Annotated in this window: 13 protein-coding genes; 8 read left to right on the top strand and 5 right to left on the bottom strand. The window is 70.8% G+C overall.

What is annotated here, in order from left to right; genetic code table 11:
• Positions 1–35 precede the first annotated feature (35 nt).
• Complete coding sequence (locus tag HCC30_RS15915) at positions 36–1,388, top strand: SWF or SNF family helicase (RefSeq protein ID WP_346776650.1); 1,353 nt, start codon at positions 36–38, stop codon at positions 1,386–1,388.
• A gap of 71 nt (positions 1,389–1,459) precedes the next feature.
• On the opposite strand, the gene HCC30_RS15910 is transcribed toward HCC30_RS15915, so the two are convergent.
• The 3 genes from HCC30_RS15910 to HCC30_RS15900 form a co-directional block, all read right to left on the bottom strand.
• A complete protein-coding gene (locus HCC30_RS15910; protein WP_169443192.1) occupies positions 1,460–2,263 on the bottom strand; it encodes an SGNH/GDSL hydrolase family protein in 804 nt (267 codons plus the stop codon).
• Between the two features lie 465 nt (positions 2,264–2,728).
• The gene (locus tag HCC30_RS15905) at positions 2,729–2,965 is read right to left on the bottom strand and encodes a DUF397 domain-containing protein (RefSeq protein WP_169443191.1); all 237 of its coding nucleotides are present in this window, start codon (positions 2,963–2,965) and stop codon (positions 2,729–2,731) included.
• Between the two features lie 3 nt (positions 2,966–2,968).
• Positions 2,969–3,838: a Scr1 family TA system antitoxin-like transcriptional regulator gene (locus HCC30_RS15900; RefSeq protein WP_169443190.1), complete on the bottom strand. Its 870-nt coding sequence runs from the start codon at positions 3,836–3,838 to the stop codon at positions 2,969–2,971.
• 139 nt (positions 3,839–3,977) lie between these two features.
• Here HCC30_RS15900 and HCC30_RS15895 point away from each other — a divergent pair, with 139 nt between their 5' ends.
• Positions 3,978–4,472 (top strand): ATP-binding protein, encoded by a 495-nt coding sequence (locus HCC30_RS15895; protein ID WP_346776649.1) that lies wholly within the window; start codon positions 3,978–3,980, stop codon positions 4,470–4,472.
• Between the two features lie 207 nt (positions 4,473–4,679).
• Here HCC30_RS15895 and HCC30_RS15890 read toward each other — a convergent pair whose 3' ends face one another.
• Positions 4,680–6,131, bottom strand: a complete 1,452-nt coding sequence (locus tag HCC30_RS15890) for an amino acid permease (protein ID WP_169443189.1) — start codon at positions 6,129–6,131, stop codon at positions 4,680–4,682.
• A 268-nt stretch (positions 6,132–6,399) separates the two neighbouring features.
• On the opposite strand from HCC30_RS15890, the gene HCC30_RS29190 reads away from it, so the two are divergent.
• Positions 6,400–6,777 (top strand): hypothetical protein, encoded by a 378-nt coding sequence (locus tag HCC30_RS29190; RefSeq protein WP_346776648.1) that lies wholly within the window; start codon positions 6,400–6,402, stop codon positions 6,775–6,777.
• Between the two features lie 317 nt (positions 6,778–7,094).
• Positions 7,095–8,114, top strand: coding sequence for a sigma-70 family RNA polymerase sigma factor (locus HCC30_RS15880; protein ID WP_169443188.1), 1,020 nt, complete (start codon positions 7,095–7,097; stop codon positions 8,112–8,114).
• A gap of 61 nt (positions 8,115–8,175) precedes the next feature.
• Here HCC30_RS15880 and xylA read toward each other — a convergent pair whose 3' ends face one another.
• Entirely contained in the window at positions 8,176–9,342 is a 1,167-nt protein-coding gene (xylA, locus tag HCC30_RS15875) for a xylose isomerase (RefSeq protein ID WP_169443326.1), read from the bottom strand.
• A 119-nt stretch (positions 9,343–9,461) separates the two neighbouring features.
• Here xylA and xylB point away from each other — a divergent pair, with 119 nt between their 5' ends.
• The 4 genes from xylB to HCC30_RS15855 all read left to right on the top strand — a co-directional run bounded on the left by xylB (position 9,462) and on the right by HCC30_RS15855 (position 15,098).
• Positions 9,462–10,901 (top strand): xylulokinase, encoded by a 1,440-nt coding sequence (gene xylB, locus HCC30_RS15870; protein ID WP_169443187.1) that lies wholly within the window; start codon positions 9,462–9,464, stop codon positions 10,899–10,901.
• A 54-nt stretch (positions 10,902–10,955) separates the two neighbouring features.
• Positions 10,956–12,269 carry an ROK family protein gene (locus HCC30_RS15865; RefSeq protein WP_169443186.1) on the top strand — a complete coding sequence of 438 codons (1,314 nt, stop codon included), beginning with the start codon at positions 10,956–10,958 and terminating at the stop codon, positions 12,267–12,269.
• Positions 12,270–12,593: 324 nt separating this feature from the next.
• Positions 12,594–13,127, top strand: coding sequence for an N-acetylmuramoyl-L-alanine amidase (locus HCC30_RS15860; protein ID WP_169443325.1), 534 nt, complete (start codon positions 12,594–12,596; stop codon positions 13,125–13,127).
• A 1,209-nt stretch (positions 13,128–14,336) separates the two neighbouring features.
• On the top strand, positions 14,337–15,098 hold the full coding sequence (locus tag HCC30_RS15855; RefSeq protein ID WP_169443185.1) for a DUF4239 domain-containing protein: 762 nt from the start codon (positions 14,337–14,339) through the stop codon (positions 15,096–15,098).
• Positions 15,099–15,203 lie beyond the last annotated feature (105 nt).

Raw genomic sequence — 15,203 nt, 5'->3', positions numbered from 1 at the left:
CACAGGAAGACGGCCACGAGCGCGTCTTCGCTCCCTTGCCGCCGGCTCGGGGGCGCGGCTTCGCCCGCACCTGGTGGGGGCGGCAGTGGGTGGACGCGCTGGAGGATTCGGCGCTCGACAGTCAGCAGTTGCGGAAGGGGCGCTCACAGGCCCGGCGGGGCGCCGTCGGCGCCGTGTCCGTCCGGCCCGGCCGGATCACCGCGATGGTGCGCGACGGCGACGGGACGGACAACCGCGCCGACGTCACGCTCCAGGAGCTGGACGCCGCTGCGTGGCACAGGCTGCTGGAGACGGCGGCCGGTGAGGCGGGGCACATCGCGGCACTGCTCGACCGTGACATGCCGCCACGCCTGGTCGAGGACGCGGCGGACGCGGGGGTCGAACTCCTGCCGGGGATCGGCGATCTGGACGCGGAGTGCACCTGCGGCGCGTGGGACCACTGCGTACACACGGCGGCCCTCTGCTACCAGACGGCACGGATCCTCGACGAGGACCCGTGCGTCCTGCTGCTGTTGCGCGGCAGGACCGAACGGTCCGTCCTGGACGAACTCCAGACCCGCTCCGCCGCCCGGGCCACCGCACCGGACGGGACGGACATCGACGGAGCGTCGCGCGGGGACGCGGAAGAGAGTGAGGCCGATTCCCTTCTCCCGGCAGCTCCCGACAGCCCCGATGAGGCGAGCGGAGTACCGGCCGAGGAAGCCTTCTTCCTCGGTGCCGTCCTGCCGCCCCTGCCTCCGCCGCCCACCCCGGTGGAGACGCCGGGTACTGCGCCTACGCTCGGCTCCGGCGGCCCTCGGGGGTCCGAACTCGACGCGGGTGCACTGGAGTTCGTCGTCGCAGACACGGCCGCGCGTGCGCGGAGGATGCTCCGCGAAGCCCTCTCTCCGGGGCACGCGGACAGCGCACCGGGAACGCCGCTGACCGAGAACCAGGACGCCGTCCGGATGGCCGCCACCCACAGCGCGACACCGGACGCCGTGCGGCGGCTGGCCTCGGCCCGGAACACCGCGGACAGTGGCCCGGCCGGAACGGACCGAGGCCGTACGGAGCACGCCGACGCGGCACTGCAACGGGCCGTGGCCGCCTGGAAGTTCGGCGGAGCCGCCGCACTCGCCGTGCTGGAGGACACCTGGAACCCGGACGCCGATGAACTGGCCCGGGCACAGGCCCAGTTGGAGTCCGCCTGGGAGCACGAGGGGGCTCGGCCCCCGCTCCGGGCAGAGGCGAACCGCTGGACGGACGCCGGAAAGGACTCCCAGTTGCGCCTCGGGCGGGACGGCCGCTGGTGGCCCTTCCGCCGCGAGCACGGCGCGTGGTGGCCGGCGGGCGGCGCCGAGCGGGACCCGGCGGCGGCCCTCGCGGTGGCACGCTCCGGAGCGGAATGACACGGGAGGCGTGAGCGCGCACGCTCACGCCTCCCGTCACGGGGCGACCGCAGCAGCCCGGCCGGCAGCCGTCAGGCGGCGCCGTCCATCGCGGGCAGGTAGCCGCCCGACTGGCCCTCCGCTGTCGGGTGGTACGACTCGTCGACGGGGTAGGCGACGCTGTGCAGCCAGGGCGCGGGCGAGCAGATCTCGTGCCCGGTGAAGCCCTCGCGCACGTCACCGAAGGTGAAACCGTGGTCCGCCGCCCGCTTCGCCGTGACGTCGTTCAGGTCGTCCGAGGCCGAGTTGATGGCCGCGCGGGACTTCTCACTGAGGCCGACGTTGCACTGGCCCTCCAGTTGGTACATGCGCGGGTAGCCGAGCACGACCACCTTGGCCGAGGGTGCCTTGCCCCGGATCTCGTCGTAGACGCTGTCGAGCCGCCCGGGAAGGGTGTTCGCGATGTACTCGCGGGCCTGCTCGACCTTTTGCAGGCACGCGCTCTCGCCCTTGAGCACGCAGGTGGTCATGGTGTCGCCGAAGCCGGCGTCGTTGCCGCCGATGCTGATGCTGACCAGTCCGGTGGAGTCGTTGAGCGGGCCGAGCTGTCCGTTGATCACGTCGTCCGTGCGGGCGCCCGCGCAGGCCGTGAAGTCGAAGGACGAGGGGGAGTTGGCGTCGGACCAGAGCTGCGGATACGCCTTGGCGCTGCGTTTGCAGGAGCCGCTGCCCGAGTCGTAACTGCCCGCTCCGAGGCCGGAGGAGTACGAGTCGCCGAGGGCGACATACGCAGGGGCTGCTTCCTGCGCGGTGGCGGGAGCAGCCCCGGTAAGGGTGGTGAGTCCGGTGAGGGCGAAGGCGGCGGTGGCCGCTACTGCCCCTCTGTTCAGTTTCATGGGACCTCTCATGGGGGGGTGACATGGAGGGAGCATCCGCCACGGGTACGTGACAGGGCACTGGCCGAACAGATGTGTCCATGCCAACAACGACGTCGCATGCCACCAGCGGAAACGACCGGCAAGAGGCGCGGTACCGGTGCTCCCGATGAGCGTTTCTGGCCTCACTCGAACGTCGTCCAGCATTCGGCCGGAGTGCCGAATACGTGGTTCCGCCGGGACAAGATCCCTACACCCGGCCATATTTGACGGGGCGTCCGCAGACGGACGGCGCGGGAACCACGGCCGTCAAACCCCTCACTTCGGGGGTCGGCCGCGGTCACCGCGCCGCTGTCCACGTCCGCCGCACCGGAGGCGGGGACGGGCGGAGTCCGGGCCTCCCCGTGGCCGGCCCGGACAAGGTTCTCCATGTGCACGGGCTCCGCACGAAGCAGTGCGAGCCCCCGTCGAGCTCCGAACGGAGCCCTACGCGAGCAGGAAGTCGGCCTCCCCGGCCTTCGCTCCCTGGATGAACGTCTCGATCTCGTGCGGCGTGTAGATCAGCGCGGGGCCGTCGGGATCGGTCGACTGCCGTAGCGCGACGCGGCCGTCCGAGAGCTTGAGCGCCTCTACACAGCTGCCGCCGTTGCCGCCGCTCCACGGCTTGTGCCAGCCCTCGGTGCCGAGTTGGCGGGCGGGCATGCCGTTGTATATAGGATCCATGGTTCAGATCTCCTTGCGCATCCCACTGAGAATCGCCTCGGTCCGCGACAACGGCGCGGCCTGCGCGCACATCCGGTCCAGTGCTTCCAGGAACGTCGAGACGTCGTCGCCGTGGTCGAAGTACACGGCCCCGACCAGGCTCTCCGCACAGGCGACGTCCGGGAGTTCCACGATGGGGAACCTGAAGAGGTGGAACGGCCCGTACATGGCCGGGTGGGGCCCGGCGCTGAACGGCATGATCTGCAACTGGACGTTCGGCCGCGCGGACACCTCTGCCAGATAGTCGATCTGTTCGCGCATGACCTCCTCGCCTCCGATGGGCCTGCGCAGGACCGTCTCGTCCACGACGACCCACAGCAGCGGCGGTTCCTCACGCGTCAGCACCGTCTGCCGCTCCATCCGGAGGGCCACCTGGCGCTGGATCTCCTCCTCGGGAGCGTGCGGCATGCCGGAACGCAGCACGGCCCGCGCGTAGTTCTCCGTCTGCAGCAGCCCGGGCACGTAGTGCGGCTCGTACGCCCGGATCACCCGGGACTCGCTCTCCAGGCTGACGAATGCGCTGAACCATTCGGGCAGCACGTCGCGGTAACGGTGCCACCATCCGGGCCTGTTGGCCTGCCGGGCGAGTCCGAGGAACTCCTCTACCTCGCCCTCCTCCTCGAGCCCGTAGGTGTGGAGCAGCTTCTCCACGTAGGGCACCTTGAGGCCGACTTCGGCCTTCTCCATCCTGCGGATGGTGGCGTGCGTGACGTCGAGGGCCCGGCCCGCCTCCTCGTAGGACAGACCGGCCTTCTCGCGCAGATGCTGCAGCCGCCTGCCGAGCACCACACGCAGCACGGTGGGGGCACCGCCGCCCGCCCGTGAGTCCACCACTACTGCTCGCCTCCAACTGCCGTCATGGTTAGGCAGTTTGACATGCCACCGCGGGGGCGCGACAGCCTGCCCTGAACGATTCTGCAAATTACAGGTTGATCCTTGCCATCCGTCAGTGACAAACCGCATAGTGGAGCGCGTGGCTCCCTCCCATGACGCCTTCTCGTTAGGACACAGCTCCGCTTCCGCGCTCGCCCGGCAGCTCCAGGACTCCTTCCATCTGCCCGCGCTCGACGCCTCGGTGGCCGCGGCGCGCAGAAGAGTCGTCGAGCGATTGCAGGAGTGGCACATCGACCGGCAGACGTGCGAGGACGCCCAGCTCCTGGTCTCCGAACTCTTCACGAACGCGGTCCGTCACACGGCGAGCGAGAAGGTCAGCTGCGTGCTGTGGCTGAGCGGTCTCCGGCTGCGGATGGAGGTCGCCGACCAGGGCGGCGGCGCGCAGCCCGAGGAGCCCGGCTCCGAACGGGCCCTCGACACCGACGGCGAGAGCGGCCGGGGGCTGCTGCTCGTCAGCGCGCTCGCCGAGGACTGGGGCATCCGCCCGGAGAGCGACAGCGGCACGGAGAACAACGGCCACGCGGTCTGGGCCGAACTCCCCTGCACCCGCACCCTGGAGAACCCCGCGGCATGACCCGCCGCGGGGTATGAGCCGTGCCGGACTCACCGGCCGGCCAAACGTGACGCGCACCTCCGTCCCAGGAGCGGTGCCGGACGAGGGTGATGCCCCAACTCCCCTCCCCACAGCGCACGATGCGCCCGGCAGTGTGCGCTAAAAAGCGGCCCCGGAGCGCCATTGCTCCGGGGCCGCTGTCGCGCGAGGGATGCGGCGGGGCCGTCGTCAGGAGGTGACGGAAGCGTCCCGCTTCGCCTTGACCTGGCGGCCGATGCCGATGCCCAGCACCAGTGCGCCCACCGCGACGGACATGATCATCTGATGCCGCCCCTCGGGGTCGTAGAACATGAAGCCGATGACGAAGATGATCAGGCCGATGGTGGCGTACGTGAGGTAGGGGAACAGCCACATGCGGACGGTGTGCCGCTCCGGCATCTCCCTCTCGATGATCGGCCGCATCTTCAGCTGCGAGAGGCAGATGACGAGCCAGACGAACAGTGCCACGGCGCCGGAGGAGTTCAGCAGGAACTCGAACACGGTGTCCGGCGAGGTGTAGTTGAAGATGACGGCGACGAATCCGAAGGCCACGGAGGCCCAGATCGCCACGGCCGGCACCCCGCGCTTGTCGGGCTTGCCGAACGCCTTGGGGGCGTCACCGCGCTGGCCGAGGGAGAAGGCCATCCGCGAGGCCGTGTAGAGGCCGGAGTTGAGGCAGGAGAGCACGGCGGAGACGACGATGACGTCCATGATCGTGCCGGCGTGCGGGATGCCGATCTGGTTCAGCGCCGCGACGTACGGGCCCTCGGTCAGCAGCGCCTTGGAGTTCCACGGAAGCAGGGTGACGACCAGCAGGATGGAACCGAGGTAGAAGGTGCCGATGCGCCAGATCACGCTGTTGGTGGCGCGGCGGACCATCTTCGCAGGCTCGGCGGACTCGCCCGCGGCCAGCGTGACGATCTCGCTGCCCATGAAGGAGAAGACCACCAGGAGCATGCCGGAGAGGATCGCTCCTGGCCCGTTGGGCAGGAACCCTCCCTGCCCGGTGAGGTTTTCGGCACCGACGGCGTCCGTCCCGGGCAGCAGGCCGAAGACGGCGAGTCCCGCGATCACGATGAAGGCGGCGATCGCGACGACCTTGATGCCGGCGAACCAGAACTCGAACTCGCCGTAGGAGCCAACCGATGCCAGGTTCGTCGCCGTCAGCAGGATCATCACCAGCAGTGCCCAGGCCCATTGGGGCACGGACGGTATCCAGCTGGTGAGGATGGCCGCGGCGGCGGTCGCCTCGACGGCGAGTACCACGACCCAGAAGAACCAGTACAGCCAGCCGATGGTGAATCCGGCCCAGCGGCCCAGGGCGCGGTCGGCGTAGGTGGAGAAGGAGCCCGACGAGGGGTCGGCGGCCGCCATCTCGCCCAGCATCCGCATGACGAAGACGACGAGCAGTCCCGCCAGCGCGTAGGAGATGAGGATGCCGGGTCCGGCCTTGGCGATTCCCGCACCGGACCCCACGAAGAGGCCTGCGCCGATGACGCCGCCGATGGCGATCATCGACAAGTGCCGGTTCTTCAGGCCCGCCTTGAGGGTCGCGTCACCGGAAGTCTGCCCTTCGGGGGATTGCCCCTCGGCGTTGCCGGCCTTCGACGTCTGTGGCGAGCTCGGCGTTTGGACGCCCATGTACCGTTCCTTTGATTCCCAGGACCAGGGCCCTGTTTTGGCTTGTTTTCGGAGTTCCCTCTTGGGGTCTCCTCCTTCCAGCCCTTGCTTCAGGGGGAAACTAGACCCTCGCAACCGGGAACAGGTCAATGTGATCTGCGTCACAAACAACGAAATCCGCGTATCCTCGGAACTGCGATGTGCGCAGTGCCGACGGAGCGCGGACGCACGCACGGCCGTTGCCCCGACGTGAAGCCGGAACCCACACGTCGGCGGACGGAGGCAGTCCATGGAGCACGGGCAGGACGAGAGCGGCGGCGAACACGGGAGAGACGACCGGACCCCCGAAGAACCGGGCCGCCCGCACGACGGGACGACGGAATCGGTGAACGACTCCCCGGACACGGATGGTGACGCAGAGGAGTCCAAGGAAAGCGGCATCCGGTGGGACGAACTCGACGATCTTGTGCTGGACGAGCACTTCATCAGCCAGGCCGAGACGAGTGAGCCCTCCGCCCGCACCCGCATGCTCCAGGAACGCTGGCGGGACCGGCCCCCGGAGCCCCAGCCGTGGCGGGCCGACGCTCCCCCGGCGGGCTGGCTGTTCAGCCGGAGCCGCCGGGAGGCGCGCAAGAAGAACAAGAAGAAGCGCAAGAAGGACGACTGATCCGCGGGGAGCCTCCGCCGGGGCTGCGAGAGCCCTCCCGGAAAGAGGCTCCCCCTCTCTGCGTCCGCACCTCACACCCTCCGGGCCTCGCTGTACCCTGCGCAACTGGCCGTGGCACAGGGTGTTTTGGTGTGCCGCTCTTTCCCCATCGGGCAGGTGCGCGGGCGGCCCCGCCAGTAGGCTCGGAATCGACGGCGACAGCCGGACCGGCCGCGGCCGGTGACCGTCTCCGTGCGGTGCCACCGGCCGTTCGCACCGGGCAGTCCGTCGGCGCGGGGCCGCGGACGGTGAGCGCTGCGAGGCGAAAGGCGACGACCATGGCAGACAAGACCCTCGATGACTCCACCCAGGCGTCCATCGGGGACGAGCTTCTCGACCGTGCGCATCCGTACCGGAGAGAGCTGCTGGCGCACTGTTACCGGATGCTCGGCTCCGTGCACGACGCCGAGGACCTCGTCCAGGACACCTATCTGCGGGCCTGGAAGGCCGCCGACCGCTTCGAGGGCCGCTCCTCGCTGCGCACCTGGCTGTACCGCATCGCGACAAACGCGTGCCTCTCCGCCATCGAGAGCAGGGGGCGCCGGCCCCTGCCGTCCGGCATCGGGGCTCCCAGTGACGACCCGGAACGCCCCGTGGTCGAGGCTCCCGAGGTGCCGTGGCTGGAACCCATCCCCGACACCATGTTCGGTGACGAGCAGCCCAGCGACCCCGCGGCCATGGCCGTGACCCGCTCCAGCATGCGGCTGGCCCTGGTCGCCGCCCTGCAGCACCTGCCGCCGCGCCAGCGGGCCGTGCTGCTGCTCCGCGACGTACTGAAGTGGCGGGCCGCCGAGGTGGCCGAGCTGATGGAGACGTCCACGGCGAGCGTCAACAGTGCGCTGCAGCGCGCACGGGCCCAGCTGGAGCAGGTGGCTCCGGTGGAGGAGGAGCTGACAGAGCCCACCGAGCCGGAGAAACGCGAGCTTCTGGAGCGGTACGCGACGGCGTTCGAGCACTCGGACGTGGCGGCGATCGTGCAGCTCTTCAAGGAGGACGCGACCTGGGAGATGCCCCCGTTCCCGGAATGGTTCCGCGGCCGGGAGACCATCGGGCGGCTCATCGGCGCACAGTGCCCGATCGGCCCGGGCGAGGGCCTCATGCGTGCGACGTACGCCAACGGGCAGCCCGCGTTCGGCCTCTACAGCCGACACGAGGGCGGCGACTACCTGCCGTTCCAGCTGCACGTCCTCACGCTCACCGAGGACCGGGTCGGCGCGGTCTCCGCGTTCTTCGGCCCGCGCCTGTTCCGTACGTTCGGGCTGCCGGAGAGCATTCCGGCGGACGCACCCCGGCGCTGAACCGGACCTGCCGTGTGCCCTCCCCTCGCGGAGGGCACACGGCAGGCCGCTGTCCGGGCGGCTACAGCCCCATCAGGTGCTCCGTCGCGAGCTGGTCGAGCTTTTCGAAGCCCATGCCGCGCGCCGCTGCGGCCTCGACGTCGAAGTCCTCGAACGCGCTCCGGTCGGCGAGCAGTTGGGAAACGCTCTCCCCCTCGGCGAGGGTGGGGCGCACCAGTTCGGGGAGGCGTGCGGCGGCGAGCGCGTCATGGACGGCGGGGTCGGCCCGGAAGGCGGCCGCACGCTCGCGCAGGATCAGATAGTTGCGCATGCAGCCCGCGGCAGAGGTCCACACGCCCTCGTAGTCCTCCGTGCGCGGTGGCTTGAAATCGAAGTGGCGCGGTCCGTCGTATCCGGCGCTCTCCAGCAGATCGACCGTCCAGAACGCCTGCCGGAGGTCGCCGGCGCCGAACCTCAGGTCCTGGTCGTACTTGATCCCGGACTGACCGTTGAGGTCCAGGTGGAAGAGCTTTCCGGCCCACAAGGCCTGGGCGATGCCGTGTGCGAAATTGAGGCCCGCCATCTGCTCGTGGCCGACCTCCGGATTGACGCCGAACAGGTCGGGCCGCTCCAGCCTTTCGATGAAGGCGAGCGCGTGGCCCACCGTCGGCAGCAGGATGTCGCCGCGCGGCTCGTTGGGTTTCGGCTCCACGGCGAACCGGAGGTCGTACCCCTGCTCGGTGACGTACTCGGCCAGCAGGTCGAAGGCTTCCTTCATGCGGTCCAGGGCGGTCGGTACGTCCTTCGCCGCGCCGGATTCGGCTCCCTCCCTGCCGCCCCAGGCGACGTAGGTGCGTGCACCCAGTTCCACGGCGAGGTCGATGTTGCGCAGGGTCTTGCGGAGCGCGTAGCGGCGGACGGAGCGGTCGTTGGCGGTGAACGCGCCGTCCTTGAAGACCGGGTGGCTGAAGAGGTTGGTGGTGGCCATGGGCACGGTCATGCCCGTGCTCTCCAGTGCCTGCCGGAAGCGTTTGACGTGCTGCTCGCGCTCACGGTCCGAGGCGCCGAAGGGGATGAGGTCGTCGTCGTGGAAGGTGATGCCCCAGGCGCCGAGTTCCGCGAGCCTCCCCACGGCCTCGGCCGGGTCCAGGGCGGTCCTGGTGGCGTCGCCGAAGGGGTCCCGTCCCTGCCAGCCGACGGTCCACAGGCCGAAGCTGAACTTGTCCTCCGGGGTGGGCCGGTAGCGCACGGTGCCGCCTTTCCGCTGTGCCCGGAAACGGTGCGCACAGCTGCCGAGTCCATTCGTCATGTGCGTTGACAAATTAGTATGCGCGCAACGCACGCAGCGAGGGAAGGGAGCCGACGTCCATGTCAGCACCGGAGGGGCCGCTCGTCGTCGGAGTGGACAGTTCCACACAGTCCACCAAGGCACTCGTCGTCGACGCCGGGACAGGACACGTCGTCGCACGGGGGCAGGCACCGCACCGGCTGCTCCCGGGCCCGGGCCAGGAGAGCGATCCGGAATCCTGGTGGCAGGCCCTGGAGACGGCGCTCGGGCAGTGCGGGCACGCGGCGGGCGAGGCGGCCGCGGTGTCGGTCGGCGGACAGCAGCACGGTCTCGTCACCCTCGACCGCGCGGGACGTCCCGTACGGCCCGCAATGCTGTGGAACGACGTCCGGTCAGCACCCCAACGCGACTGGATGGTGGAGCAGTTGGGCGGGCCCGAACTGTGTGCCGAGCGCGTGGGAAGCGTCCCGGCTCCCTCGTTCACCGCGACCAAATGGGCCTGGCTGCACGAGCACGAACCGGAGTCGGCGGCGGCCACCGCGGCGGTCCGTCTGCCGCACGACTATCTGACGGGGCGCCTCACGGGAGAGGGCACCACGGACAGGGGCGACGCCTCCGGGACCGGATGGTGGGCCACTTCCACCCAGTCCTACGACGAGGAGATCCTCGAACTGCTGCGACTGGACTCGGAGTTGCTGCCCCGCGTCCTGCCGCCGGGCGAAGCGGCGGGCAGGGTGGGCGGCGGCCTGCCGCTGCCCGAAGGCGCGCTGGTCGCCGGCGGCACGGGCGACAACATGGCCGCCGCCCTGGGCCTCGGCCTCCATCCTGGACAGCCGGTGCTCAGCCTCGGCACCTCGGGCACCGTCTACGCCGTCTCCACGCACCGTCCGGCCGACCCCACAGGCACCCTCTCCGGGTTCGCCGACGCACGCGGCGACTGGCTGCCGCTGGCCTGCACCCTCAACTGCACCCTCGCGGTGGACCGGATCGCCGCACTGCTCGGGCTCGGCCGCGAAGCCGTCGAAGGCGGCGGCGAGGTCACCCTGCTCCCCTTCCTGGACGGAGAGCGCACGCCCCATCTTCCGCACTCCTCCGGCCTGTTGACCGGACTGCGGCACGCAACCACGGGCGGGCAGGTGCTCCAGGCCGCGTACGACGGAGCCGTGTTCGCGCTGCTGCGGGCCCTGAAACCGGTACTGGAGAACGAGCCCCGACAGGGCTCCGGAGACGAGGCCCCACTCCTGCTGATCGGTGGCGGCGCGAAGGGCACCGCATGGCGCGACACCGTGCGCCGTCTCTCCGGTCGAGCCGTCCAGGTTCCGCGCGCGGAGGAACTCGTCGCCCTGGGCGCCGCGGCACAGGCCGCCGGGCTCCTGCTGGGCGAGGACCCGGCCGCCGTCGCCCGGCGCTGGGGAACGGCCGACGGCCCGGCGTACGAGGCCGTTCCGCGCGACGACGAGGCACTCGACCGCGTCGCGGGGGCCCTCCGGGATGCGGATACGCTGCTGCGACGGCAGTGACCTGGGGCTCCACGGGCGTTGCCGCGCCCAGGAGTTCAGCGAGGAGACATCACCATGGCAGCCGCCCCTGCGCCCAATTCGCAGCAGGAGATGCGCCGGCGCAACCTCTCCCGCGTCCTCCACGCGGTGAGCGAGGAGGGAAGCGCCTCCCGCGCGGCCGTCGCCGCCCGGATCGGTCTGACCCGCGCCGCCGTCTCCACGCTCGTGGACGAACTCCTGCGCGCCGGGCTCCTGGTGGAGCTCGGGCCCGGCCGTGCGGATGGAGGTGTGGGGCGCCCGGGCAGTGCTCTGGCGCTGGACGACCGGGGGCCGTGCGGGATCGGCGCCGAGGTCGGCGTCGACTACCTCAGCGTGTGCGCGGTCGACCTGCGCGGCCGCGTCCGGGTTCGCGCACGGGAGGCCTCCGCAAACCGCGACAGTCATCCGGGCGAAGTGCTGGCCCGGCTCGGCGAAATGGTCCACCAGGCGGTGGCCGAGGCCGCATCGACGGGGCTCTCTCCCGCCGGCATCACGCTCTCCGTCCCCGGGCTCGTCGCGCGCGGCACCACGACGGTGGTACGGGCGCCCAACCTCGGCTGGCACGACACCGACATCGCCGCCCACTTCCCCTCCCCCGCCGGACTGCCGCTCAAGGTGGAGAACGAAGCCAACCTCGGCGCCCTGGCCGAACTGTGGCTCGGCGGACGGCAGGACGGCTCCCCCGACACCGGCAGCGAAGCGGGCCGGACGGCGGAAAGCGGAACGGGAGCGGAAGGCATGACGGGTGATCCGCCGCGCGACTTCATCCATGTGTCCGCGAAGGCCGGCATCGGCGCCGCGCTCGTGCTGGACGGTGAACTACTGCGCGGCACACGGGGGTTCGCCGGCGAACTCGGCCACGTGCCCGTACGCCCCGGAGGGCCGCGGTGCGGCTGCGGAGGCCGCGGCTGCCTGGAGCAGTACGCGGGCGAGGCCGCCGTCCTGCGGGCCGCCGGGATCTCCGCGCGACACCTGCTGAACGACGGCGCCCACGAGCAGGAAACCAGCCCCGCGGGCCTCCTCTCGGCCCGTGCCGCCGATGGCGACCCGCGGGCCCGTCGCGCGCTGCGGGATGCGGGGACGGCCCTCGGCATCGCACTGGCGGGCGCGGTGAACCTCCTCGACCCGCGCGCCGTAGTGCTCGGAGGGACGCTCGCACCGCTCGGCCCGTGGATGCTGCCGGCTCTGCGCCGAGAGCTGACGCGCCGGACGGCCGCCCCCGGCGCCGTCCCGGAACTCGTCGTCTCCGCTCTGGGGCCCGACGGCCCGCTCCTCGGCGCCGCCCACTCGGTGGTCCGGACGGTGCTCGACGCACCGCTGTCCCACGCCTCCGCCGCGGGACGCTCCTGAAACCGGCCCGCTCTCCAGCTGGACACCCGAAGCGGTCAGAACTGATCAACAGTCAGCACCGCAAGAACGCGAACGCGCCACGCCCTTGGCAAAAGGATGCGCCGATGCCACTATCAACGCGCGTAAATTTGTCATGCACGTGTCCGTGATCCCATCCCCCACTGGGAGCCCACGATGAGTTCTGCACGACACCACTCCCCCCACGCAATCCACCACACCACCCCTCTCACCCCCACCCCCGCACCGCTCTCCTCCCGGGCCACATCGCGCCGCAACCTGCTGCGCGGCGGCCTCGCCCTGGGCGTCGCCGGCGCCGCGACGGCAATGGCGACAGGCCCGGCCGCCGCACGGTCCGGCGGGCTCATCTCCACGGCCGACTACCCGGACGCCGAGTGGATCCCGGCCAATGGCTCGAACTTCACCCCCGCGGACAGACCGTCGGAGTTCCCGATCGAGTTCGTCGTCATCCATGTGACTCAGGGCAGCTTCGCCGGCACGGTGCAGCACTTCCAGAACCCCGAGGCCAAGGTCTCCGCGCACTACGTCGTCCGCTCCAACGACGGCCACATCGCGCAGATGGTGCACGACAAGGACGTCGCCTGGCACGCGGGCAACTGGGACTACAACACCCGCAGCATCGGCATCGAACACGAAGGCTTCGTCGACGACCCCGCCTGGTTCACCGACGCCATGTACGCGGCCTCGGCGGCCCTCACCGCGTCACTGTGCGACACCTGGGGCATTCCCCGGGACCGTACGCGCGTCATCGGCCACAACGAGGTACCGGGCGCCGATCACACGGACCCGGGTCAGCACTGGGACTGGGACCGCTACATGACACTGCTGTCGGCCGCCTGAGCCACCGTCCCCAACCCCGGCCGGCCCGTACCGGTTCTCCAAACCATGCGGGAGTTCAGCAGATCGGGCGATTATCGGCCGTGGGAGAGGATCTTCGCCGGGCAGAGCGCGCATGCTCAACTCCGTGGACACACCGCGTGATTGGCACTCACCGCCCGACGTCCGGCGACTCCGACGCACAGCAGCAGCCTCCGCCGCCGGTGCGGCACTCGCCCTGTGCGGTGCGGCACCGGCGGCGGCCGCCTGGGCACCCCCGGGCGACCCCGCACCACTGACCGGCGTCGAAGCCACGCACCCTTCCGACGAGCAGAGCGACAACCCTCACCCGGACCTCCACAACGGCGAACTCCCGCACGGCACAGGCCGGTTCACCTCCACTCCCTTACATCCGGACCCGCGCCCTGAGACAGCCCCTCAGTCCTCTTCTGCTTCGTCTCCCGAGCGCCCCGCCACCGAAGGGGCCTCTGCCCACAGCTGGGCCGGAAGTTCCAGCGCCTCATCCGGCACACCGCGCGACATCGAGCTCCCCTCACCGGCCGTCTCGCCCGTCCCTCCGCTGCCCCCGCACGGCGGCACGCAGGACCGCCGACCCGCCCCGTACGAGAGTGCCGGGCTGTCGGTCAGCGCGGGTGGCGCACAGGTGGACATGAGCGCGGTGCGCGGCTGTCCCGGCTCCCTCTCCTCTCTGACCGTGCAGCAGGAGGACGGCCCGGACATCAGGCTGACGTCCCGTCGCGGCTCGTGTGCTCCGCCCCCGCCGACCGCACGCCCCACGCCGCCACAGTCGCCGTCTCCTCCGCCACCGCCCCGGGCCTCGGAACCCCCGGAGAAGGCCACGGCGGCCCCCGCGCCGCACCCCGAGCTGCCGGCGCCCGAACAACCCGACGCGCCCGAGCCCTCCCCGTCTCCCGAGAAGAGATCACCGCACGGGAGTCTCCTGCCCCTGGAGTCGTCGGCCGTACGTGACCACGCGGATGCCCGGTTCCCCCTCGTGACCCGGACGCTGCTCATCGTCGCCCCCGCGGTACTGGCTGCCGCGGCGCTGCGTCCCCGCGGCAGCAGCGGCAGTTCCTCTTAGCGGCCCGTCGCCGCGCGCCCCTGCGCCTCCCGGGCGCGCGACGATACACCCCTGCCTCGCGCGCCATTTTCCCCACCCTTACAACCACCTCGTTCCCGCCCAAGCAGCGGGAACGACACAGGAGTTCACTCATGTCCGACTGGATGATCCTCACGCTCGGCACAGTGGCGGCCTGCGCCGTCGTGCTCCTCATCGTCGTGCTGCGGCAGCGCCGAGCCGGTGACGACGACGATCCGTCGGAGACGCCGGACGTGATCGAGTACATGACGATGATGATCGGCGTGGTGTACGCGATCGTGCTCGGTCTCGCCATCGCCGGTGTCTGGGAGGCGCGCAACGTGGCCGAGGACGTCGTCCGGACAGAGGCACAGTCGCTGCACGAGATCCGCGAGCGGGCTCAGGTCTATCCCGAGGCGGAACGCGACCGCATCCAGAAGGACGTCGACGCCTACGTGCGCTTCGCCGTCGACAAGGAATGGCCGCACATGGCGAAGAACGGCGAACTCCTCGACAGGGGCGACGCGTTGCTGGCGGAACTGCGCCAGCAGGTGACCGCCCACAAGCCGGCCGACGTGCAGGAGGAGCAGACCTACCAGGCCATGACCGAGCGGGTCGCCGCACTCGACGCGGCGCGTGCGGAACGGGCGGCGAGCGCCGAGCCGACGATGCCGGGCGTCGTGTGGGTGGGCCTCATCGCGGGCGCCGCCGTGTCCGTGGCCATGCTGTTCACCCTCCAGATCCAGCGCTCCGGCAGGGAGCTGCTGCTGGCGGGTCTCTTCACCGCGTTGGTGGCGTTCCTGCTGTTCCTGGTCTGGCACTTCGACTCGCCGTACGCGCGCGGCCTGGACGACTCCACCGAACCGTTCCTCACTCTCTTCCCGCACGTCGTCTGACCTCCCTCCCGCCCGGGCCGGACGAGGGGAAGGCGGACCGGTCCGCGCACCCGCGCTGCCTCCGGGCGTCCCGGCGGGTGAGATGCTGGGCTGCCGAGAGACGAG

The organism is Streptomyces sp. HNM0574 (genome assembly GCF_012726235.1).
Classification (GTDB): Bacteria; Actinomycetota; Actinomycetes; order Streptomycetales; family Streptomycetaceae; genus Streptomyces.
The sequence above is the reverse complement of the archived record's forward strand: the minus strand, read 5'-3'. Positions and strand labels throughout refer to the sequence as shown.

Bases quoted from the DNA above. Each gene is read 5' to 3' on its own strand.
- HCC30_RS15910 (WP_169443192.1), bottom strand. From the start codon at position 2,263: ATGAAACTGAACAGAGGGGCAGTAGCGGCCACCGCCGCCTTCGCCCTC.
- HCC30_RS15905 (WP_169443191.1), bottom strand. From the start codon at position 2,965: ATGGATCCTATATACAACGGCATGCCCGCCCGCCAACTCGGCACCGAG.
- HCC30_RS15890 (WP_169443189.1), bottom strand. From the start codon at position 6,131: ATGGGCGTCCAAACGCCGAGCTCGCCACAGACGTCGAAGGCCGGCAAC.
- HCC30_RS29190 (WP_346776648.1), top strand. From the start codon at position 6,400: ATGGAGCACGGGCAGGACGAGAGCGGCGGCGAACACGGGAGAGACGAC.
- HCC30_RS15880 (WP_169443188.1), top strand. From the start codon at position 7,095: ATGGCAGACAAGACCCTCGATGACTCCACCCAGGCGTCCATCGGGGAC.
- xylB (WP_169443187.1), top strand. From the start codon at position 9,462: ATGTCAGCACCGGAGGGGCCGCTCGTCGTCGGAGTGGACAGTTCCACA.
- HCC30_RS15865 (WP_169443186.1), top strand. From the start codon at position 10,956: ATGGCAGCCGCCCCTGCGCCCAATTCGCAGCAGGAGATGCGCCGGCGC.
- HCC30_RS15860 (WP_169443325.1), top strand. From the start codon at position 12,594: ATGGCGACAGGCCCGGCCGCCGCACGGTCCGGCGGGCTCATCTCCACG.
- HCC30_RS15855 (WP_169443185.1), top strand. From the start codon at position 14,337: ATGTCCGACTGGATGATCCTCACGCTCGGCACAGTGGCGGCCTGCGCC.